This is a genomic window from Nostoc sp. (assembly GCF_036919495.1).
Taxonomy (GTDB): domain Bacteria; phylum Cyanobacteriota; class Cyanobacteriia; order Cyanobacteriales; family Nostocaceae; genus Nostoc.
Window position 1 is genome coordinate 16,677 of sequence record NZ_JBALBZ010000065.1, and the last position, 22,113, is coordinate 38,789.

The window sequence follows — 22,113 nt, forward strand, 5'->3', positions numbered from 1 at the left end:
TTAGTGCCATTCACCCAGGATCATTGTCTAACTGTGCTATCCGTTGCAGCTAACACTTAGCTGCAACAGACTGAATCAATATCTGGGTTGGGATACAAAGAAGTAAGCCTATGGGTGCATTTGCTTTCTTGGTAGCTTATAGAGAATAATCAAAAATAAAGCAGCTTTGGCCTCTTCGTGCGAGAGAATAGATATAAAATATGGCGATCGCAATCGATTTTGGTACTAGCAACACAGTCATTGCTCGTTGGAACCCTGTAACCCAACAGCCAGAAACCCTGAATCTACCAGGTTTATCAATTAAACAAAGTCTCAATCCACCACTGATTCCCAGCTTGGTTTATGTTGAAGATGCAACAAAAAATCAAGTTTTAGTAGGGCAACAAGTACGCGATCGCGGTCTTGACCTCAAAGGCGAAACGCGATTTTTCCGCAGCTTCAAACGCGGTATCGGTGCAGATATCCAAGGTTTCTTACCCGAACTAGATGGACAAATTGTCACCTTTGAGCAAGTAGGGCAATGGTTCCTCACCAAAGTAATTGAAGAACTAGCTCCCCAGGAAGGGGGGTTAGATTCTCTAATATTAACCGTACCCGTAGACAGTTTTGAAGCTTATCGTCACTGGTTGGGGAAAGTTTGTCAAGCCCTCCCTGTCGAACAAGTGCGGATGCTGGATGAACCCACAGCTGCCGCCTTGGGTTATGGCTTGGCAGATCAAGAAATTCTCTTGGTGATTGACTTTGGCGGTGGAACTTTGGATCTATCCCTTGTCCGGTTGGATCAAAGCGTACAAGCAACCACAAAGCCGCTCGGATTTCTCCTCAAGTGGGGTAATAAGTCTCTGGCTGAAGATTCAAAACAAAAAGTTAAAACTGCCCGTGTCCTGGCGAAAGCTGGGCAAAATTTGGGCGGTACTGATATTGATAATTGGTTGGTAGATTACTTTGCCAAAACTCAAGAACTGGCGATAAGTCCCTTGACAACGAGATTGGCAGAACGGGTAAAAATTCAGCTATCAACCCAAAACCAAGCTAGTGAAGTTTATTTTGATGATGAGACATTTGAAAGCTATGAACTGGAATTAAACCGCGATACTTTTGAAAATATCCTTAAAGAACATGCATTTTTTGAGTTACTAGATGAATCTATGACAACACTGTTGCAGCAAGCAAGACGCCAAGGGATAGAACTTCCAGATATCAATGCAGTTTTGTTAGTTGGTGGAACAGTGCAATTGCCAGCAGTGCAGACATGGATAAAACAGTATTTTGAGCCAGAAAAAATCCGTTGCGAACGTCCCTTTGAAGCGATCGCTCAAGGTGCATTACAGTTAGCACAAGGGATACAAATCAAAGATTTTCTGTATCATAGTTATGGTATTCGCTACTGGGATCGTCGCAATCAGCGTCACAAATGGCATTCTTTAATTAAAGCGGGACAAGCATACCCGATGAGTCAGCCAGTGGAATTAGTCTTAGGCGCTTCACTGGAAAATCAGCCCAGCATTGAATTAATTATGGGAGAATTGGGAGCAGATACGGGTAGTACTGAAGTTTATTTCGATGGCGATCGCTTGATTACTCGCCGGATGGACAATACTGAAACCAGCGTCAAACCTCTCAACGATCAAGAAGGCGCGAGAACGATTGCCCAACTTACACCAGCCGGATATCCTGGAAGCGATCGGATAAAAATTCTCTTTCAAGTTGATGAACAACGCTTTTTGCGAATCACCGTTGAGGACTTGTTAACCAATGATACGCTCTTGGAAAATCAACTTGTGGCACAGTTGAGTTAATTAACTAAAAGGATTTAAACGTGGGATACCGCAACCGTCGAAATCCCGGATGTTGTGCGTTACTAAAGTCAATTGATGAATTTGAGCAGTAGCAGCAATCATCATATCTGCTTAGGTGTGTGTTTTCCCACTTAATCTTAGTTGACCTCGCAATTCACCGGAACGTTTGGCAATTTCAATGTTGATAGGCAATACTTGACAGTTATTTTCTAAAAAATTCTCGAACCATATAGACATGATTTATATCTATATTTTTTTCGCCAGAGAAGCTACGATGGGCAACGCCTACCCACTTTATAAGTTATTTCTAACCGCCCATTTTGAACCATCCAAAAACTTGATTGACGGTTAGTGCAAGTTGAATTTCTGGTAATACAGGCAAAAAATCTTCTCCCTGGAGTAATACTGGTTGTTGCTCTGGTAGAAATGCCAAAATACTGAAATCATTAGGGTCAAGAAACCATCCAAGGCGGCTACCATCCTTTAGACAGTAGAGAATGTTGCCAATTACTTTGTTAGGTTTTTGTTCTGGCGAAAGAATCTCAATCGTCCAGTCTGGTGGAAGTTCAAAATTATCAGGTACTTCACGATCAACGGTGAAAGGTATGCGTCCCCATTGAAATACAGCTACATCAGGTACAATTGAGCGATGCCTACGGCGGGCTACGCCTACGCTAAAGCTACACCGTAATTCGGGAAATGCATAAGCAATTTTCTCATTCTCCGTGACTTCATTAATAACAGCACCGAGTTTGCCTTGCAAGCGGCTGTGTCTCCCTTTCGGCATTGGTTTAGGAATAATCTCACCATTAATATATTCACTCGCAGGCTTTGTTTCTGGGAGCTTCAGAAACTCCTCCAGGGTGAGTAGTTGAGTAGCTCATCGCTCCTAAATCCCTCGAAGATGTGTTTTTAGTCTAGCAGTATGTATAGACAGGTGCTTAACTCCGTGAACGCACCTGTCCATACATCAAAGACAGAATTGCAACTCTTAATTACGTTAGCGCAGCGTTAGCGAGTCTTCTCCCAAGGGGAGACGCCAAGGGCGAACGAGCGTCATTACGAATTATTTCCGCACCACTACTAAAGTTCCCGTTGAAGCCCATCTGTAAAGATTGCGAGCTTGCTTAACAGGTAAATTTACGCAACCGTGGCTAACTGGAGTCCCAAACCGATTATGCCAGTAAGCACCGTGGATAGCATAGCCTCTGTAAAAATACATTGTGTAAGGAACATCAGGAATATTGTAGTCCCTCCCTCGCATCCGATGAGTACGATACTTAGAATTAATCCGAAATCTACCTATGGGTGTGGGGGTAGATCGCTTGCCTCCAGAAATGCGATATGAATAAACAAGTCTTTTACCTTCCCATGCACGTAAGCGTTGCTCTGACAAGTCAATTTCAATCCAGCGAAGTTGGGATGTTTGCCTGATATTAGATGCAGTGATGCTGTTTTCATCCACTGACGCGGCTGTTGCTGTAGTAAAGTTGGGTGTACCTGCTAAAGGTGATGACCAAGAAAATAGAGTTGCCACCATCAGCGCCACGCCTGTACAAAAAGTTCCTGAAGAACGAATCCTATCACTGCGAATCCAAGATTGCATTATGCCTCACCTTCTAAACTACGCAAAAACTATGAAGTGAAGTAATTTTCTGGAAAACTACAAATTTCCAGATAGACTACTCGCTTCCTGTTGAGGATTTACGCAATTCATCCGCTAATACTTTTTCAAAACAAGTCCTAAGCTAATCTGCATCCAATTTGCACGTTTGCCATTTGTCCTTAATTAAATGATGAGTTCTAATTAATGACTAATTACAAAGGACTCTTTTACAAAAAATCTGTCATTTAAATGCCTAAATACAAACTTTCCCAAAATTTATATTTGCATTTTTAATTTCACACGGCAATTGTCAGGATTTACGCTTATTTCCTTGGGCAAATCGTTAAATGCCCTCTTCTATATTTTATTCCAAATTTAGTAATTCCGACTCCGAAGATTCCCAGCATAAAATGTTGCTGGGAATCACTCAATTGTTTTGATTTGTTGTTATTAATTATTTTCTCTAAATTGCCTTTTGGTTCCTTTCCCTACTATTTTTGGATAACTACTGGTGTGCCTACGGATGCCCAATCAAATAGCCATTTAGCATGTTTAGGTGCAACATTTATACAGCCGTGACTGACTGGTGTGCCAAACTTTTTATGCCAGTAAGCACCGTGAATACCGTAATTACCTTGGTAAAACATCGCATAAGGAACGTTGGGAACATCGTAGTTTTCCCCCTGCATCCGTGTTGTTTTAAACTTGGATTGAATTTTAAAAGTACCAACAAGAGTGGGAGTACCTTTTTTGCCAGAAGAAATAGCACTTCCATAAACTACTCTGTCACCTTCCCAAGCTATTAATCGTTGCTTTGAAAGATCAATTTGAATCCAACGTTTATCTGATTGTTGTAATGTCTGGATTGTTTGGGCAATCACTTGATCTTTGGTATTCGCCCAAACTTCACTCGTTCCAGTAGTAGTAAAAACACTTAAAGACAGTGCTGTACCAGTAAGCAGTATTTTTAAGTGACGCACCCAGTCAGGATGAATTAGCTTTTTCATTTTAGATACACTCACACTCAACTCATGGGGTCTTAAGAAACTTATCAGTTTTCACTTTTGTTTCCCTATCTATTACTTTAATAGACGTGAATTTTTAATATTTGATTCTAAGTTAACTTAACTGTTGTATCAGCTTTCTCGCCCCAGATGCGATCGCTTCCCAATTCCCTTCTGTGACAAGCTTTTTGGGAAATAATTCCCCGCTCAAACCTACAGCGATCGCTCCGGCTTGCAAAAATTCTTTGGCATTTTCTAAAGTCACGCCGCCAGTAGGAATTAAGGGAATCTGACCTAGTGGCCCTTGCAAACTTTTGATATAATCGACCCCTCCCACTGCTTGTATGGGAAACACTTTTACACAACTAGCGCCCTGACTCCAGGCGGTAACAATTTCTGTAGGAGTCATAGCTCCTGGGATGATCGGCACATTTTTTTCTTGTGCTGCTTGAATCATTGCGGAGTCAACGTGGGGTGTGAAGAGGAATTGCGCCCCAGATGCGATCGCTTCTTCTAGCTGCTGCACATTAAATAGCGTACCAGTGCCAATAGTACAGGCTGGTAATTCCGAACGTAGTTGAGTGATTAATTCCCCAGCCCGCGAGCTATTCCAGGTAATCTCAATTAACTGCATTCCCCCAGATGCTACAGCCATTGCCATTTGCTGTCCCACTTCGATTTTAGGGGCGCGGATGACTGCGATTGCCCGATGTTTTTGCAATTGTGATAACCAAACTTGATTAGGCATTTTAACTGGAAATTAGGAATGGGGGATTAAGGATTATAGATTGGGCTAATACAAGCAAATTTTCCCATTCACCAATACAAGCGTGACATACTAACCGCGATCGGCTCTCAAACTTGCTTCTTGTATCAAGTTATGAGATACTTTAAACAACAGTAAGTCTATCGTATTAACGTAGTTTAAAATAAATACCTCAGCTTTTGGGGCTAAAGGAGTAATTAAAATGACAATTGCACGACAAAACCCAGCAGAATATTTACCAATCACCATTCATGATTCCAAAAGCATGAATATAGGCAGCTTCTGGAAGCTTGTCCGGCTAGGTGCAGTACAAATAAACGGATTTTGGTGGCGGACTAAAGCATACGGAACGATTTTAGGGGTTATGTTGCTAACCTTGGTGAGCCTGATTTTTCTAAGTATGCATTGGTCTTATCGGAGGCTTTTACCATTTCTTAGCCATTGAGTCATTAACTACTCTCGTCCTATACATCGCCTAATTTTGCTTTCTTTACATTACTTTAGAGACAGTCTTTAAAAACTCAGCTTAATTCTTCTAGTAGAGGAGAGAGCTAATTAAAAATGCATATACTGCAATTACCAAGCAATAGTTTGATAAGCCCCTAGTTGAAGACCGACTAGGAGCTTTTTTTTAATTGATTATTTAGCTTAAGGGTGGTACATACTAATAAAATTAGTTGTGATTAAACTCTTCCTTATGGTTATTAATGATTAATTCTGATGGTAGATGGAACGAAAGATGAGGATTGATAATATAAATTTGTGAGTAAAAAACGTTTACCGAATTAAAAACAATGAATATTCTTGCTTGGATTGTTTTAGGTCTAATTGCTGGTGCGATCGCTAAGGCTATCTACCCCGGTCATCAAGGTGGCGGTATTCTGGGAACAATCTTACTAGGAATCATCGGTGCTTTTGTTGGCGGTAGCTTAGGCGTATTCTTCAGTACAGGAACGTTAACTTTAGCAGCCCCTACTCTTAGTATTCCTGGTATTGCGCTAGCAGTTCTTGGTGCGATTGTTGCAGTTTTCCTGTGGAACTTAATCACACGTAGTAGTGCTGTATAAAAGCAAGTTGCGTAGAAGGAATGAGGGGAATTTAGGAAATTCATTTAACTATTGTCAATTAAATCCAGAAAATAGCGCCAGCCTGTAAGTAAGGTGGTGCTATTTTTTGGATTCTTGATAAATAAAATAAGAATTTTGTGATCTTAGAACCACTTGCATAATCTAATACTGTTCGGTTAAGTCCAAAAAATAACTCCATCCCGCAAGTGGCGTGGAGTTTTTCATGTAATCATGAAAGCTGAAATTTGCGTTGATGCTCGTTGTCCACTGCGAATGGCTCCTTCCATATAGCCACAATATTCAACAGGAGCGGTATGTTCTCCTGCAAAAATGACTCGTCCAGCAGAGTACGATAAGTCAGAGCGCCAGGTTGCTAAGTCTCTAGGTGCGAAATAGCAGTAAGATCCTTGTGACCAGGGATCAGCACTCCAGTCATGAGTTGCAGTTGCGATCATCGACTTAGGAGCATTTGGGTTAAGGGCGGATACAGTTTGCTGTGCTAATTCAACGGCATGTCCAACAACATTTCGGCTAGGTGGCCCACTGCTCGTACAAGCAAGAATTCCCATTTCACCTGCCTGAGTTAAGGTAGATTCCCAGACCGTTTGATAAGGTGTTTCTCCTACGAATAATCCTAAACTGGATTGCTGCCAGAAACGGTTGGAGTATTGAAGTAAAGTCTTAACCGATGTCCCATAAGACAAGTGGGCGATCGCCTTTCGTTGTGCATCTGTAAGCGGAACTTCAATAGACAAATGGCGCAAAACACTCCAGGGAGTTGTGACAACAATCCAGTCGGCAAATACTTCAACCTGTCCCTGAAGCGTTTCTAAACTCACGGCAACGGTTTGTTCTTGCTGGTGAATCCGTCGAACTGGGGTGTTAAGATGGATACGATCGCCCAAAAAGCTAGCAAATGCGGTTGCAAGTTGAGTACTGCCACCTCGAATTCGCAAATTGCGATCGCCCGAAGTACCACTGTAAGCAAAAAAGCCAACTCCAATCGCCTCCGGCTCGACAGCATACAGACCGTAGGATTGCTGACGAATAAGTTTACAAGCGAAAGGATCAATGGAGTGTGCGGTGAGCCACTCGCCTAACGTTTGGGCAGGATCGGCTTGCTGTTTCAATAATTGATCTAACTGCTGATACACTTCATTTAAGGAAGCTTGCTGTTGAGCAGTCAGCGTTTTTTGAGTATATAAATTACCATCAATGTAATAGCAGAGGTCATCTGGAAACTCAAAGGCAGGCTCAAGCATGAGGTTGAATTGAGTAGTATAAGATATCAATGCTGTGTGGTTATCATCGACAAACTCTGCACCCAATTCGCCATGCTGTTCTGCTCCAAGAGATACCGTTTGGACTCGTCCTCCAACTCGTTCGCGGGCTTCAAACAGTTGCACATCAAAGCCAGCACGAACCAGTTCATAAGCAGCCGTCAGTCCCGCCAACCCAGCCCCAACTATAATTACTCGTTTACTCATAGGTTGTCCTTAAAATATTAAAGCTGCTGACAATAATTATTTACGCTGACCTACTTGTATTCCACAGATTGGCGATCGCTGAAGAATTACAGAAGTCAGCCGATTATTCAGACGCTCCTACGTCGCTTTTCGCGCCGCTATCCGCAATTTCTGTCATAAATTCATTCTGTTAGCGGTAGCGGGGCGTTTAGCCCATTCTGACTCCTTTACTCCTGAATTCTGTTCTATAAAAATTTAATGCGAGTAGAGACAGTGCAATGCAACGTCTCTACAAACGTGTGTTTAGTTTACAGCAGCACTGACTAAACCATTGTGCCTGAGCAAAGCGATCGTACTTGGTTCACGACCCCGGAAAGTTTTAAACACCTCCATTGGATGCTGACCACCACCAAGTGCCAGTACCGTATCTCGATAACGCCGACCTGTAGATTTTATAGCTTCTTCATCTTCTAAGCCCGCTTCTTCAAAAGCGGCAAAAGCATCAGCACTTAGTACCTCAGCCCACTTGTAACTGTAATAGCCTGCTGCATAACCACCCTCAAAAATATGTCCAAAAGCACATAAAATTGAATCTTCTGGAAGTGGCGGTAAAACACTAGTAGTCTTGGCTATGCGATGACGCACATCTGAGGGAGTTTCATTACTACCAGGTCGATAGCGATAGTGTAATTCTAAATCAAGACTGCTCAGGTGGATCTGCCGCAACGTGGCAGTACCACTCATATAATTACGCGCCGCTAGCAGCTTTTGATAATAATGCTCCGGTAGGGCTTCACCAGTTTCGTAATGCTTCGCCATTCCAAAGAAAGTCGGTCGCTCATAACACCAGTTTTCCATAAACTGGCTAGGTAATTCCACCGCATCCCACTCCACGTTATTGATGCCTGCGGCTCCGGTATAGTCAACCTTGGTGAGCATGTGGTGCAATCCATGACCAAACTCGTGAAACAAAGTCTCTACTTCATAGAAAGTCATTAAACTAGGTTTACCATCTACGGGAGGACTTTGATTACACACCAAATAAGCTACAGGTAAGCGGATGGCGGTAACACCATTTTCAGTGATTTTGGCTCGATTGATGCACACATCCATCCAAGCACCACCGCGTTTCTCGGCTGGACGGCTATAAGGGTCTAAGTAGAAGTAGGCTATGGGAGAACCAGTTTCGTCAGCAATTTGGAAATAACGAACATCCTCATGCCATACTGGCGCTTGACCATCGGCAGAGGTGACAGTGACGCCAAACAGCCGCTTGACTAGTCCAAATAAGCCGTCTAACACTTGGGGAAGAGGAAAGTAGGGACGCAATTCTTCAGAGGTAAAGGCAAATTTTGCTTCTCGTTGGCGTTCTGCCCAAAAGCTGATATCCCAGTGTTTTAAATCCTCAGCTTCTACTGCTCCCTGTGATGCCGCAAAAGCTTTGAGTTCTGCCAAGTCTTTGACAGCAGCATCATAACTAGCGCGGCGTAGTTCTTCTAATAGGGCGTTGACTGCCTCGACGTTGGGAGCCATTTTACTAGCTAGGCTCAATTGGGCAAAACTTTTAAAGCCTAGTATATCTGCGAGTTCTTGGCGCAACTTCAAAATGCGCTCAATTAAGGGGTTGTTATCCAAATCGCCACTAGAAGCGCGGGTGATATGAGCTTTGTAGAGCTTTTCGCGCAAATCTCTACGGGTACTGTGCTGCATGAAAGGGCCATAGCTGGGGAAGTCCAAAGTAATCCGCCAGGGGCCATTTTCTGGTGTGGCATTGCTTTCGCCAGCTGCACGAGCCGCTTGGGCGGCTAAACTTACTAAGCTTGGTGGTAAACCGTCAATTTCCGCTTGTGTTGTTAGGGTTAAGCTAAAGGCTTTAGTGGCATCAAGTACATGGTTAGAGAATTTGGTAGAAAGTTCTGCTAACTCCATTTGTATGGCGTTGAAACGCTCTCTTGCCTCTCCTTCTAAGCCAACACCAGAAAGTTCTGCATCTCGAATAGCCGCTTCTACAATGCGCTGTTGGGCTAATTCTAAAGTTGCCCAACTATCATTGGTGTGGAGTGCCTTAAAAGCATTATAGATAGGTTTACTTTGACCAAGCTTGTTGATAAATTGTACTACTAGTGGCTGTACGATTTCATGAGCTTCGCGCAGTTCCGGGCTATTTTTAACACCCATTAAATGATTTACCACCCCCCAACTCCAGGTAAGCCGTTCTGTCAGCTTTTCTAAGGGTTCTACTAAACCACTCCAAGTAGGCTCTACATTAGATTCTAAGGTGGCAAGCTGCTGCTCAAGTTCTGCCAGCAACTGATTGAAGGCTGGTACTACTCGCTCTGGTTTAATCTCTGTAAAGGGAGGTAAACCAGTGCCTTGAAGTAGGGGATTGTCGGAAATAATGGTACTTGCACTCATGGTTTTGTGTGAACTGCGGATGAATAAAAATCAACAATGATTTTGATTTATATATTTCTAATGTAGCGATCGCAGTGCTAGTTAGTGTTGCCATTATGATAAAAAGACGAAAAAAGCGAGAATTCCTCTCAAAAAGATCCCGATACAGCAATTTTGTTTAGTCTGTGAACAATATCTAACGGCGTGACAGTTCCAGAAATATCAAAGCGATCGCCCGCAGAGTGCATTCACCATACCTCAACTTGACCAAAGGCGATGCCTATGGCGGGCTACGCCTACGCAAAAAATCATGATTAATGTACTATGTCAAACAGGTAGCGCGTCCGCCAGCATGGGCGTTATCCTAAAAGCGCAGTTTCAGCCTAAGAATCCCACACTTTCAAGGCGTAGGAGTGTCAAATTAACTTAATGCGATCGAGCATCCTTGCCGAACCGAAAAGGTAGGCTGTATATTTATGATTTTATTTGGCAACTCAACTTTTTACTCGTAAAATCGAAAACAAGATCAAGGTAAGTAGAAAAGAGTCCCTAAATTAATGAATACGTTAATCAGTCAGGGTGGAAGAGCTATCACTAAATTTCAGGTGGTAGACCGCATAAATGATATCGTTTGGCAAGCTCACCAAGGTAGCGTTGCTGCGATTATTCAGCTATTGAACGAAAAGCTAGCCAAGTCTGGTGTCAGAACTAGAGCCATCTTTTCTGATGGTGTCTTACAACTTCTGTGCGAGGCGGCTAGGATAGAGCAACTTGAGCAATCACCCCTCGTAGAACAAATCCAGCAAATTCTTGATTCCATCGCCCCGCGTTACATTCGGCGAGTCAATATCAACAGTCGGATTGTTCGGGAACAACAATTACTGTGGTTAAAGGAAATAGATAGCGATCGCGACAACCAATTGCTTTGGTCACAGGAAATTACCTTAATTCAGCCTAATATTGTAAAGCAATTAATTACAGATTTCACCGAAGCTCAAGCTGAACTAGGAAAGCCAAATTTTCCTAGAACTCAAGTCTTTCGTCCTTTAGTACTTATTAACAAAGAAAAATATAAAAAGAAGCCTAAAGTAAAGATATTAGCTGCGGCTGGTTTATGCTCACTGTTGTTGCTTAGTTGGGTTGTTTATGCCCAGTTAGGTAATAATCTGATAAACCTAATCCAATTACAAACTTCTAAATCTATAACTCCAGAAAATACGAGCAATAGGAAAGTTCAAACATCACTTAGTCCTACTAAAAATAACCTTTCTGACCCGTCTGATGACCAATTTGCCACAGCCGTGCGAATTGCCAACCAAGCTTCTGCATCTGGCAAAACAGCCACAGTCTCAACTCAGTGGTTAGACATAGCTGCTAAGTGGCAACGGGCTTCAGATTTAATGAGTAAGGTGCCACAAAAACACAGCCGTTATCAAGAAGCCAAAATTCGTACTCAACTTTATAAGAAATACAGTGAGGCGGCGCAGAAAGAAGCAGGTAAGAGTAAATCTTAGTTTTTTGTTATGAGAAAACTTCAATTACTGAGTGGGCACAATTCAGTAAACATCTATTATTACATATTGTATACATCATGATTGGTGGCTCAGAATTTCGATTTTTGTACCAAATACTGTTGGGGATAATTAGAAAAAATTGACCTTATTGTGTTGTCAATAAGGTCGATTTAATCAAGCTGATTGATTCGTGGAGTCAATCTAAAATCCAAAAGCTGTCCCCTAACTCAGGAGTTCTCCTGTTTCTTGCAGGGAGTGCAAGCGGCGGTAAATACCTTCATGACGCAAAAGTTCATCGTGGTTACCCACTTCTACAATTTTTCCTTGCTCCAGAACTACAATTTTATCGGCTTCTCGCACTGTACTTAAACGGTGGGCAATAACAATGGTGGTGCAAGTACCTTGAATCGATCGCATCGCTAGTTGAATCGAACGCTCAGACTCATAATCTAAACTAGAAGTGGCTTCGTCAAAAATCAGTACGTCTGGTTCCACTAACAACGCCCTAGCAATTCCTAATCGTTGTCTTTGTCCTCCAGATAGCCTGACACCTCGTTCTCCCACGACGGTATAATAACCTTTGGGTAAATGCTGCACTACTTCATCAACTCTGGCAATTCTACAGGCTTCTTGAACCTGCTCCAAACTAGCATTTGGTCTGCCATAGGTGAGGTTATCCAATATAGTACCGTTGAAAACGTCTACTTCTTGGTGAACGATCGCTAGCCTTCGTCTATACTTACCCACATCCAAAGTGCGAATATCTTGACCATCAATCAGAATTTGACCCTCTTGAGGTTCAAAATATCGCAACAGCAATTTCACTAAAGTAGACTTACCAGAACCGGAGCGTCCCACTAATGCTACTGTTTGGTATGGCTCAATTAACAAGTTAATATCTTGTAAAACTTGACGGTTGGCATCATATCCAAAACTGAGGTGCGACAACTCAACTTTTCCAGTAAATTTATAAGGTGATTCTGCCTGGTTGCTCTCTTCTAAAAGACTAGCTGAATCAGATGCAGTTGGCTCTTGCAGAAATTCGTGAAACCGCAGCATAGGAGAATAACGACGGGCAAAAACTTCTGCCAAGTTACTAATAGGTTCTAATTCGGCATAAGCCATGCTAGAAAGAGTTAAGGTCATGACAAAGTGACCAAGAGAAATTCTCCCATTTACTGTTGCTGCTAAAGTCAAACCCAGAATTGTAAATACACAAAACTGAATTACGGTTCTTTGCCAAGTACCCAGTTTCGTATAACCTTTGTGGATGCGATAATCAAGCACCGTTAGTTCACGATCCAAACGTTGCTTTTGCCGCTTTAGTTCCCTAGTTTCTGTAGCAAATGCTTTCACCGTTTTGATATTGGTGATTAATTCAGAAGTGCGGCTTTCGGTGTCCTCTCCATATTTATCCAGACGGCTTTCGTACTTAATTAGCTGTTGTAAACTCTTCAAGCTGAAGCTGAGAATAATTACAAAGGAAATTAGATATAAAATTGCAATCCGCCACTCAATGAACAAGATAAACACAAAAATCCCCAGTACCCGAGCCAGTTTAGGAATCAACTGTCCGGCAACTTCAGGGTAACTAAAAGTGTGGTTGGAAATACCTCTAGCTACTCTTCCAGCAATGCGTCCAGGGTTATTTTCATCATAAAATTCTAGTGGGAGAGTCAGAACTTTAGCGATCGCTGTTTCGTTTTTTTCTCGACGCGACCTGAAGGCTATATCCCAATGAAACCAATTGGTTAACCAGGGTTGTGTGGGCGCTCTCACTACCGTAACAAGGAAAATTAAAGCCAGTAATACACCCAAAGATAGAGTGTTATTAACTGGGTAATTGGTAATCCCAGAAAAAGTTGCGATCGCACTTTGAAGTGGTTTATCCAATGGTTGAGCAGACAATACGTTTAAAATCTGCCCGATCGCGTAAGGGACAACCAAATCAATAACTTCGTAAATGCTAGATGCTGTAATACTGAAAACACTCAGCTTCCAGTAGGGGTGAAAGTAATTGACAATATCTTGAAATTTGGCCATGATGCACACCGTCCAAGAGCGCGATCGTAAACTTGGAATTCATATACTACGCATGTACTACACAGTAGTCAAGGGCTATAGGTTTAAATCACTCCTTTGGAGTAGTAGGCATTTGGGCGGGGATAAATTCTAGGCGATAGCGATAGAGAGCAACTGGTCGAGAACCAGCTTTAAAGTAATCTGGATCTTGGGGCGAAAGATAGACAGCAGTAACTTGATCTGCCTCAATTGCCAGATTAGCTGTTAGAAGTTTATGATAAGCGGTGGTAGATTCTACAGAGTTTAAATAAGGGCGTGAACCGCCTTTAAATAGTTGTTGAAATACTTCTGTAGTGATGAACTTGCCATCAGGGGTAGTTTCTGTAGCCCGTGCAGTCACAATAGAAACTAGTTGCCGACTGCTACGCAAGAACGTAATCTGACGATTAGGTGAATTTGGATCTACTTTGACTAATAACACAGCTTCATCCCCTAAGTAAGCTCTTGCCAAATTCAAGCTATTAAACGCTCTATCTGCTACTAAAATTGGGGATTTTTTATCTATCTGAGGTAATATTTTTAACGCAGTAATAGATGGTTGCTCTTTGACGAATCTTACTACAAAACTCACAGGCTGATTTAATTGTCGGCGATTACCTTCAAATCCTGGAGTTACTATTTCTGGTGCTAAAGGTGCAGCTAAATCTACCAAAGTACTTGTAACTTGCCAAGTACCAGCCATCCATTCAGGATAAACCAAATCACCCGAAGCCGATTGTACGGAAGTTAATTTTTCCCATTGGGGAAAATTTGCTAACCGTTCAGATAGCTCTCCTGCAAGAGCATCGCCGCCACCCCACAAAAGTAATAAAAGTAGCAAGCAAAAAATCCAAATCGCCTTCATTGTAAGCATTACTAGTTTTTTGTTTGTTTTTTCTTATATTTCTTGCAAAAGTCCTTATTTTTGAATTTTTATTTGCATCCTAGCATGAGATAGAAAATACTTACACAACAGGTCTAATAGTTCCTTACCAAATCTCACCTTCATCTTTTTACCGCGATTCTTCTCTCACTATAGTAATGGAAGATCGATACTTATAATAATCAAGTTTTAATTTAATCTCGTTGATTATAAAGATAAGAAATCTTGTGAAAGCAAGGATTGTAACTATAATTATGATTACCAGTCTGTCATGTCTTTTAAAATCATCTTCTTTAATGAACAATTTTCTTTGAATTTCATCAATATTTCGATTCTTTATTTTAATTTCTAACTCTAAATCATTGATTGTATTAGCGTGTTTTTCCTCTAATTCCAGCAAATTACAAATATATTTATCTCTAATTTCGTCAATATCGTCTATTTTTTATCACCAATTTTACCAAAGCTTGACAACTATTAATAATTTGTTATTTCGATTGAGTTCTATATTCTCAAAAGAGAGCTATTTTCCCGATTTTACCCTTAGTTGTCAGGCAATCCCCTCCAGTATATTGAGTATTTATACTTAGTTAATGGAGGCAATTATTTTTTTAGCTATCTCCTTTCTCGGAAAAACTAGTTATTCTGTACTATATTTTGAAGTTCAAAATGGGGTTAATACTCTATTTATTTCAAAATGAGAATTGCTGGTGCAGCTTTGCGTGCCTTGCGTCAGCTTTTAGAAGAAAAAGATCCCCAACAGCACTGGGGTGGATTAAAGAAAGTTTTGACTCCAGAGGGACATTACCTGTAGCTATGCGAACACTACGCAGTAGAGTATAAACGCTAACTAGATTAGATTTGAGATTGTGATTTTGAATTATTGTGATTTTGAATTGTAGAGAGACAATTCATCAACTCTTCTCTGAACCAGTAGCAATGGTTTTAATAGCATTCAAATAGCTCCCTAGACAAAAGAAGCATCTAAAATAATTACTTAGGATTACAACATATACTAGTAACGTATATTTAACTAGAATTAAAGTATTATAGCAATTCTTGTTTGGATACCATAGGCGTTAGGGGCGTACAGAAGTGCGCCCCTACAAAAGATACATCAGTTTAGCTATAAATTAATATCTACCGTTTTACGGGTATTAGAAACATGAGGTTTAAAGACTGGGCGACTAGGGTGCTACTAATCTCGCTGATGTTCATGGCTTTAATTGTAGTGCTGCTAATTGGACGAGCGACAAAATTACAAAATAATCCGACAATATCCCGTGCATCCAATGCACAGGTTACAGCTTTCAGTCAATATCCCCAGGCGCAATTTCAATCAGCGAAAGAGCCAGAGAAGAAATTTCAAAATGTTATCAAGTCCCCAGTCAAGATTAACAAGCCTGTAGCAAGGTATGTAACCACTCAAGCTTTTGCACATTACAGACCGAGTTATCAAGTTGCTTCGGTTGACCCAAGTAACTATGGAGAACGATACACCCAAGATGTTAACGGCGTTCTGGTCAACAATCAACCAATTATCGTCCTCCATGAAACTGGTTATTCTGCTTCCAGCGCCGTTAATTTCTTTCAAGTAGCCCATACTGATGAAAATGTACAAGCAAGTTACCACGCTTTAATCAAGTTAGACGGAACGGTAGTTTATCTAGTACCGCCAGAAAAGCGGGCTTTTGGTGCAGCTAACTCAGTATTTGAGACTCCAGAGGGAGTGGAAACTGTGCAGACTAATCCGAATTTGCCTGCGTCTGTGAATAATTTCGCTTATCATGTCTCTTTAGAAACACCGCCAGACAGTTATGACGCTAGCAGTCAACAAACCCATAGCGGCTATACGGAGGCTCAATATAATTCTCTTGCTTGGTTAATTGCTCAAAGTCAAGTCCCAGACGATCGCATCACTACGCACCATCTAGTAGACCGTTCTGGTAAAAAAGTTGACCCGATAAATTTTGATGGTAATAAATTTTTGAGCTTACTTAATACTTATCGTCAGGTCAGACCAATATATAGAGTAAGTAAATAAAAAATGGTGCGTTACGCTTTTGCGATAACACACCCGACAAAATTTATTTAACCAAGCTATTTGCTAAAGCTATAAATTTGCTGCGTCTCCAGGCGATCGCTAATCGATGAAGGCAGTGTACCATCTGGAAATGTGTGTCGATCCAGTTGGACTTGTAAATTACTCAAGGGATCGCAACCAGAAGAAATCAGAAATTCTATTTTCTGGATGTATGGCAAAGTTGCAAGATTGTCCAGAATTTGGAAGATAGCCTGGATATAAGGATGACCATTTTGCTGATACCAATCGCAACTAGCAACTTTTGGTTGATCCAAACCCAAGTGTACTGTTAAGGATGGCTCATCAAATATAGCGATCGCTAATGGACGCGCTTCTTCCTGCAACAATAAATCATTACTTTTCGCTAAGTGTCGCAATTTCTCTAAGCGTTCATAACGTTCTGTCACAGCTTCCGGGTCATCTTGCCAATGGATTGCTACTGTTACCAAATAAGTCTGCAACAGCATGTGACCCAGCTTTTTCGCTTTTGTCGCCAGGTAATAGGAATTGTAGTCATTGGCCTCAATTAACAATGGAACGCGATCGACTACTTCCATCCCATAGCCTTTAACTCCAGCAATCTTACGGGGATTGTTGGTAATCAAACGTATCTTTTTGATCCCCAAATCCATCAATATTTGTGCCCCCATGCCGTAGTCTCGCAAATCGGCAGGAAATCCTAAACGCTCATTTGCTTCTACTGTATCCAGCCCCATATCCTGCAATGAGTAAGCTTTCAACTTGTTAATCAAGCCGATTCCCCGTCCTTCTTGACGCAGGTATACAACTACACCTTGACCCGCAGACTCAATCATTTTGAGTGCAGCGACAAGCTGCATCCGACAGTCACAGCGCAAGGAACCTAAAGCGTCACCAGTTAAGCATTCTGAGTGCATCCGCACCATTACTGGCTCATCTTTGAAGTTAGCTGGATCGCCTTTGACAATTGCAACGTGTTCTGTATTATCCAGAGTATGGCGGTAGGCGTAAATTTCAAACTGACCGAATTCACTAGGCAGTTTGGTAACAACCTCTCGATACACTAAGCGATCGTGCTGTAGGCGATAACTGATTAAATCCGCAATACTAATAATTTTTAAATTGTGACGTTTCGCATATTCAACTAACTGCTGCAACCGCGCCATTGAACCATCGGAGTTTTGAATTTCACAAATTACTCCTGCTGGGTATAGTCCTGCTACTCGGGCTAAATCCACAGCCGCTTCCGTATGTCCTGCGCGTTTGAGTACGCCTCCAGCTTTAGCCCGAATCGGGAAAATATGACCAGGACGACGTAAATCGGTGGGTTTGGTGGCTGGGTTGAGAGTAACCTGGATAGTGCGGGCGCGGTCTTCTGCTGATATGCCTGTGGTTACACCCAATTCTGGACCAGCATCAATACTTACAGTGAAGGCAGTTTGGTTAGTATCTGTAATGTTGCTTACCATCAAGGGTAAGTCTAGCTCGTCTAAGCGATCGCCTGTCATTGCCAAACAAATCAGCCCTCTAGCTTCCACCGCCATGAAATTAATCATATCGGGTGTGGCAAATTGAGCGGCACAAATTAAGTCGCCTTCATTTTCTCTATTTTCATCATCTACCACTACAATGACGCGACCAGCTTTTAGGTCTGCTAAGGCGGCATCAATCGAATCAAATTTAAAAGCTTGGTTAGTATTAGGCTCTGACACAGAAAGATTTCCAGCTACCAACGTAAATTTTTTTAACAATTTCTTCTTTTAGATTGTAGCTCCTTTATAAGGCAGAGGAGTAGACTAGCAATGATTTGATAACCTAGCAAAAATTTCTGCCCCTAAAATCGGGGTTTATTAATAGAGTGCAACGACAATCAAGGATGAACATGACAAGGGAGACAAGAGAGACAAATAAAATATTTGACAATTTCGCCGCGTCACTCCTTCCCGGCATCTAAAAAAAGTAGAGGGGTTTCAGATGTTTTGTACGCTGTGCGTCTAGTCGCTGATATTGTTGATAGCTGATAACGAATTCACCATTCATGGGATAAGGATTTCAGATCATGGGCAAATTTAGACGCGTACCGGTTGGGATTGTTGGCGCGTCGGGCTATGGCGGAGTACAGTTGGTACGGCTACTGATGGATCATCCAGAAGTCGAACTGGTTTATTTAGGCGATGAAAACAGTATCGGGAAATCCTTTGGGGATCTCTACCCACATCTGGCTCATGCAGCTAACCTGCCAATAGAAGCAGTAGAACCAGAAATAATTGCTCACCGTTGTGAAGTAGTTTTCCTGTCTTTACCAAATGGTCTAGCTTGCCAAATCGCGCCCAAACTGTTGGAAAAAGGTTGTAAAGTAGTAGATTTGAGTGCAGACTATCGGTTTAGTAATTTGACAACTTATACAAATTGGTATGGCATTGAAAGAAGCGATCGCACAATTGCAGCTACAGCAGTTTATGGATTACCAGAACTTTATCGCGATCGCATTGCCGAAGCTCAACTCGTTGGCTGTCCTGGTTCCTATCCCACCGCTAGCCTTCTTGCACTTTCGCCACTCTTAAAGCAAGGCTTAATCAGACCAGAAACAGCTATTATCGATGCCAAATCTGGTACATCTAGCAGTGGACGGCAACCTCAAACTAATTTATTACTAGCTGAAGCAGACAACTCTATAGCAGCTTTCAATATCGGCCGTCACCGTCATACCCCAGAAATTGAGCAAATTTGCAGTGACTTAGCTGGCCACGAACTTATGATCCAATTTACACCGCACCTTATCCCAATGGTACGCGGTATTTTGGCAACGGTATATGCCACAATGAGCGATCCCGGTCTAGTGCGAGATGATTTAATCACAATTTTTTCAGCCTTCTACCGCAACTCTCCTTGGGTAAGAGTCTGCGGTAGTGGCGTTTACCCCCAAACCAAATGGGCGAGTGGCAGTAATCTTTGTTATATCGGTGTAGAAGTTGACCCGCGCACAGGTCGCGTGATTGTCATGTCAGCAATTGACAATCTAATTAAAGGACAGGCAGGCCAAGCGATTCAGTGTCTAAACCTGATGATGGGCTGGGATGAAACCTTGGGGTTGCCCAAGTTGGGGTTTTATCCGTGATGAGGGGGATGAGGAAGTATTTTCTTCCCCATCTCCCCCTGCTCCCCCATCTCTCTACTTCGGCCCTAACCCCACAGCACCAGCATAAACGGCGCGATCGCCTAGTTCATCTTCAATTCGCAGCAACCGATTATATTTTGCTACTCGTTCGCTGCGACACAGGGAACCTGTTTTAATTTGACCGGCACGGGTTGCTACGGCTAAATCAGCGATCGTTGTGTCTTCTGTTTCACCAGAACGATGGCTAATTACTGAACGGATACTGTTGCGAGTTGCCAAATCAATTGTTTCTAAGGTTTCGGTAAGAGAACCAATTTGATTGAGTTTAATCAAAATGGCATTAGCGGCTTTTTCCTGGATGCCTCTTTGCAAGCGCGTAGCGTTAGTCACAAATAAGTCATCGCCTACCAATTGCACCCGCGAACCTAACTTCTGGGTAAGCAATTGCCAACTTTGCCAATCTTCTTCGTGTAAACCATCCTCAATTGACACAATTGGGTATTGGTCAACTAGTTGTCCTAAATAATCAATAAACTCAGATGGGGCATGAGGTTTACTATCGTAAACATACTGACCATTTTTGTAAAATTCACTAGCCGCCACATCCAACGCCAAAGCTACTTCTTCCCCTGGTTTATAACCAGCTTTCTTAATCGCAGCAACCAACAATTCCAAAGCCACCTGATTAGACTCTAGGTTAGGGGCAAAACCACCTTCATCGCCCACACCAGTCAGCAAACCCTTTTCATCTAATACTTGACTGAGGGTAGCAAACACTTCTGCACCCCAGCGCAACGCTTCCCGGAAGGAAGTTGCGCCAATTGGGACAATCATAAACTCTTGAAAATCCACGTTATTTGATGCGTGTGCGCCACCGTTAATCACGTTCATCAACGGCACTGGTAGCAAATTTGCTAAAGGGCCACCCAAATAGCGATACAGAGGAATTTCTAAAGACTCAGCACCAGCTTTGGCTGCTGCTAAGGAAACCCCCAAAATCGCATTAGCTCCCAAATTGGATTTGTTAGCAGAACCATCTATGGCGATCATTGTCCGGTCTAGCAATTCTTGGTTGAGGGCATCCAAGCCTAACAATTGGGGTGCAAGTGCTTCTTTGACGTTTTGTACAGCCTTGAGTACGCCTTTGCCACCATAACGGCTTTTATCGCCATCACGCAGTTCGTGAGCCTCAAAAGTGCCAGTAGAGGCACCACTGGGAACCTGCGCCAGTCCTACAACACCGTTGGCTAAATGCACTTCAGCTTCAATTGTTGGTCTACCGCGTGAATCAAGAATTTCACGGGCTGCGATCGCCTCAATGGCAGTATCTAGAAATTTACTCATCTGTACTTTCTCCTTTGTCCTTTGTGTGTTACGCATACAGTCCATCTGCCTAACCCAATCGCTAGCATAGGCGGTTAAGAGACTTTATTGGCTGAGATTAAAGAAGATTTCCATTATATGGATAGGGATCAACGCCAAAAATGGGTAAGAGAATTCTTTATCCTGTCTTTTTCCTGGATGGTATTTCTACCTTCAGACTTTGAGCTAGGTAAAATATTGGCAGAGAATAAGACTAAATCAATTACAGAGAAAAGGTCAATATGCGATTACTACACACAATGCTACGGGTGGGCAACCTCGAAGAGTCCTTAAAGTTTTACTGTGAACTTCTAGGAATGAAATTACTACGTCGAAAAGATTATCCAGGCGGAGAATTTACTCTAGCTTTTGTTGGCTACGGTGACGAAAGCGACAACTCGGTGATAGAACTAACCTACAACTGGGGGGTAGAAAAGTATGAATTGGGTAATGCTTACGGTCACATTGCCCTTGGTGTTGATGATATTTACGCTACGTGTGATGAAATCCGTAATCAGGGTGGTAAAATCGTGCGCGAACCAGGCCCGATGAAACATGGTTCGACAGTAATTGCTTTCGTGGAAGATCCAGATGGGTATAAAATTGAACTGATTCAACTGGCAAATCAAGGGTCAGCAGTCAAACAGGAATCCCAAGAGCAACTTGTGAGTCAGTAATTCTTATCAGAAGAATGGGTTTAAAACCCCATCGTTCTACGACGGCTTTAATTAATTTGTTCTCTTACAGAATATTTGGTATAATGTAAGAATGAGACAAAAAGCTTTCAAGTATCGATTCTATCCAACACCTGAGCAGGAAAACTTGCTCAGGCAAACGATGGGATGTAGTCGTTTAGTCTATAACCGCGCTCTCGCCGCAAGGACACAAGCATGGTATGAAGACCAAAAACGAGTTAGTTACATTGAAACTTCAGCAATGCTCACTAATTGGAAAAAGCAAGAGGACTTGCAGTTTCTTAATGATGTTAGCAGTGTGCCATTACAACAGGGC

20 protein-coding genes are annotated in these 22,113 nt (G+C 42.2%); 8 read left to right on the forward strand and 12 right to left on the reverse strand.

The genetic code is table 11. The features are described from left to right. The first annotated feature begins 200 nt into the window (after nucleotides 1-200). Nucleotides 201-1,799 (forward strand): Hsp70 family protein, encoded by a 1,599-nt coding sequence (locus tag V7K25_RS08365; RefSeq protein ID WP_335156860.1) that lies wholly within the window; start codon nucleotides 201-203, stop codon nucleotides 1,797-1,799. On the opposite strand, the gene V7K25_RS08370 is transcribed toward V7K25_RS08365, so the two are convergent. From V7K25_RS08370 to V7K25_RS08395, 6 genes are all read right to left on the reverse strand, one after another. Then, complete coding sequence (locus V7K25_RS08370) at nucleotides 1,800-1,904, reverse strand: plasmid stability protein stbB (RefSeq protein ID WP_335156862.1); 105 nt, start codon at nucleotides 1,902-1,904, stop codon at nucleotides 1,800-1,802. Nucleotides 1,905-1,910: 6 nt separating this feature from the next. Continuing rightward, nucleotides 1,911-2,036, reverse strand: coding sequence for a hypothetical protein (locus V7K25_RS08375; RefSeq protein WP_335156864.1), 126 nt, complete (start codon nucleotides 2,034-2,036; stop codon nucleotides 1,911-1,913). A 70-nt stretch (nucleotides 2,037-2,106) separates the two neighbouring features. Next, nucleotides 2,107-2,661: a Uma2 family endonuclease gene (locus V7K25_RS08380; protein WP_335156895.1), complete on the reverse strand. Its 555-nt coding sequence runs from the start codon at nucleotides 2,659-2,661 to the stop codon at nucleotides 2,107-2,109. Between the two features lie 204 nt (nucleotides 2,662-2,865). Then, a complete protein-coding gene (locus V7K25_RS08385) occupies nucleotides 2,866-3,405 on the reverse strand; it encodes a L,D-transpeptidase (RefSeq protein ID WP_335156866.1) in 540 nt (179 codons plus the stop codon). A gap of 491 nt (nucleotides 3,406-3,896) precedes the next feature. Continuing rightward, on the reverse strand, nucleotides 3,897-4,412 hold the full coding sequence (locus tag V7K25_RS08390; RefSeq protein WP_335156868.1) for a L,D-transpeptidase: 516 nt from the start codon (nucleotides 4,410-4,412) through the stop codon (nucleotides 3,897-3,899). A 112-nt stretch (nucleotides 4,413-4,524) separates the two neighbouring features. Then, nucleotides 4,525-5,157, reverse strand: coding sequence for a bifunctional 4-hydroxy-2-oxoglutarate aldolase/2-dehydro-3-deoxy-phosphogluconate aldolase (locus tag V7K25_RS08395; protein ID WP_335156870.1), 633 nt, complete (start codon nucleotides 5,155-5,157; stop codon nucleotides 4,525-4,527). Between the two features lie 220 nt (nucleotides 5,158-5,377). Here V7K25_RS08395 and V7K25_RS08400 point away from each other — a divergent pair, with 220 nt between their 5' ends. Beyond that, a complete protein-coding gene (locus V7K25_RS08400) occupies nucleotides 5,378-5,620 on the forward strand; it encodes a hypothetical protein (RefSeq protein ID WP_335156872.1) in 243 nt (80 codons plus the stop codon). Between the two features lie 349 nt (nucleotides 5,621-5,969). Continuing rightward, nucleotides 5,970-6,242: a GlsB/YeaQ/YmgE family stress response membrane protein gene (locus tag V7K25_RS08405; protein ID WP_322646297.1), complete on the forward strand. Its 273-nt coding sequence runs from the start codon at nucleotides 5,970-5,972 to the stop codon at nucleotides 6,240-6,242. Nucleotides 6,243-6,463: 221 nt separating this feature from the next. On the opposite strand, the gene V7K25_RS08410 is transcribed toward V7K25_RS08405, so the two are convergent. Then, on the reverse strand, nucleotides 6,464-7,729 hold the full coding sequence (locus V7K25_RS08410) for a flavin monoamine oxidase family protein (RefSeq protein ID WP_335156874.1): 1,266 nt from the start codon (nucleotides 7,727-7,729) through the stop codon (nucleotides 6,464-6,466). Nucleotides 7,730-8,011: 282 nt separating this feature from the next. Continuing rightward, nucleotides 8,012-10,123 (reverse strand): M3 family metallopeptidase, encoded by a 2,112-nt coding sequence (locus tag V7K25_RS08415; RefSeq protein ID WP_335156876.1) that lies wholly within the window; start codon nucleotides 10,121-10,123, stop codon nucleotides 8,012-8,014. A gap of 536 nt (nucleotides 10,124-10,659) precedes the next feature. Between V7K25_RS08415 and V7K25_RS08420 the strand changes: the two genes are divergently transcribed. Then, on the forward strand, nucleotides 10,660-11,616 hold the full coding sequence (locus tag V7K25_RS08420; RefSeq protein ID WP_335156878.1) for a hypothetical protein: 957 nt from the start codon (nucleotides 10,660-10,662) through the stop codon (nucleotides 11,614-11,616). Between the two features lie 222 nt (nucleotides 11,617-11,838). Here the strand turns inward: V7K25_RS08420 and V7K25_RS08425 are convergent, their stop codons facing one another. Next, nucleotides 11,839-13,659 carry an ABC transporter ATP-binding protein gene (locus V7K25_RS08425; protein WP_335156880.1) on the reverse strand — a complete coding sequence of 607 codons (1,821 nt, stop codon included), beginning with the start codon at nucleotides 13,657-13,659 and terminating at the stop codon, nucleotides 11,839-11,841. A gap of 88 nt (nucleotides 13,660-13,747) precedes the next feature. After that, a complete protein-coding gene (locus V7K25_RS08430; protein ID WP_335156882.1) occupies nucleotides 13,748-14,551 on the reverse strand; it encodes a DUF6816 family protein in 804 nt (267 codons plus the stop codon). 1,174 nt (nucleotides 14,552-15,725) lie between these two features. Between V7K25_RS08430 and V7K25_RS08435 the strand changes: the two genes are divergently transcribed. After that, nucleotides 15,726-16,604 (forward strand): peptidoglycan recognition protein family protein, encoded by an 879-nt coding sequence (locus V7K25_RS08435; RefSeq protein ID WP_335156884.1) that lies wholly within the window; start codon nucleotides 15,726-15,728, stop codon nucleotides 16,602-16,604. Between the two features lie 56 nt (nucleotides 16,605-16,660). Here the strand turns inward: V7K25_RS08435 and ribBA are convergent, their stop codons facing one another. Continuing rightward, complete coding sequence (gene ribBA, locus V7K25_RS08440; RefSeq protein WP_335156886.1) at nucleotides 16,661-18,334, reverse strand: bifunctional 3,4-dihydroxy-2-butanone-4-phosphate synthase/GTP cyclohydrolase II; 1,674 nt, start codon at nucleotides 18,332-18,334, stop codon at nucleotides 16,661-16,663. A gap of 347 nt (nucleotides 18,335-18,681) precedes the next feature. Between ribBA and argC the strand changes: the two genes are divergently transcribed. Further along, nucleotides 18,682-19,740: an N-acetyl-gamma-glutamyl-phosphate reductase gene (argC, locus tag V7K25_RS08445; RefSeq protein WP_335156888.1), complete on the forward strand. Its 1,059-nt coding sequence runs from the start codon at nucleotides 18,682-18,684 to the stop codon at nucleotides 19,738-19,740. 54 nt (nucleotides 19,741-19,794) lie between these two features. Here argC and eno read toward each other — a convergent pair whose 3' ends face one another. Beyond that, nucleotides 19,795-21,084: a phosphopyruvate hydratase gene (gene eno / locus V7K25_RS08450; RefSeq protein WP_335156890.1), complete on the reverse strand. Its 1,290-nt coding sequence runs from the start codon at nucleotides 21,082-21,084 to the stop codon at nucleotides 19,795-19,797. Nucleotides 21,085-21,344: 260 nt separating this feature from the next. On the opposite strand from eno, the gene gloA reads away from it, so the two are divergent. Together gloA and V7K25_RS08460 are read left to right on the forward strand one after the other, a co-directional pair. Continuing rightward, complete coding sequence (gene gloA / locus V7K25_RS08455; protein WP_335156892.1) at nucleotides 21,345-21,779, forward strand: lactoylglutathione lyase; 435 nt, start codon at nucleotides 21,345-21,347, stop codon at nucleotides 21,777-21,779. Between the two features lie 91 nt (nucleotides 21,780-21,870). Next, nucleotides 21,871-22,113: helix-turn-helix domain-containing protein (locus V7K25_RS08460; protein WP_335156893.1), on the forward strand; the 243-nt coding region annotated here is incomplete at its 3' end.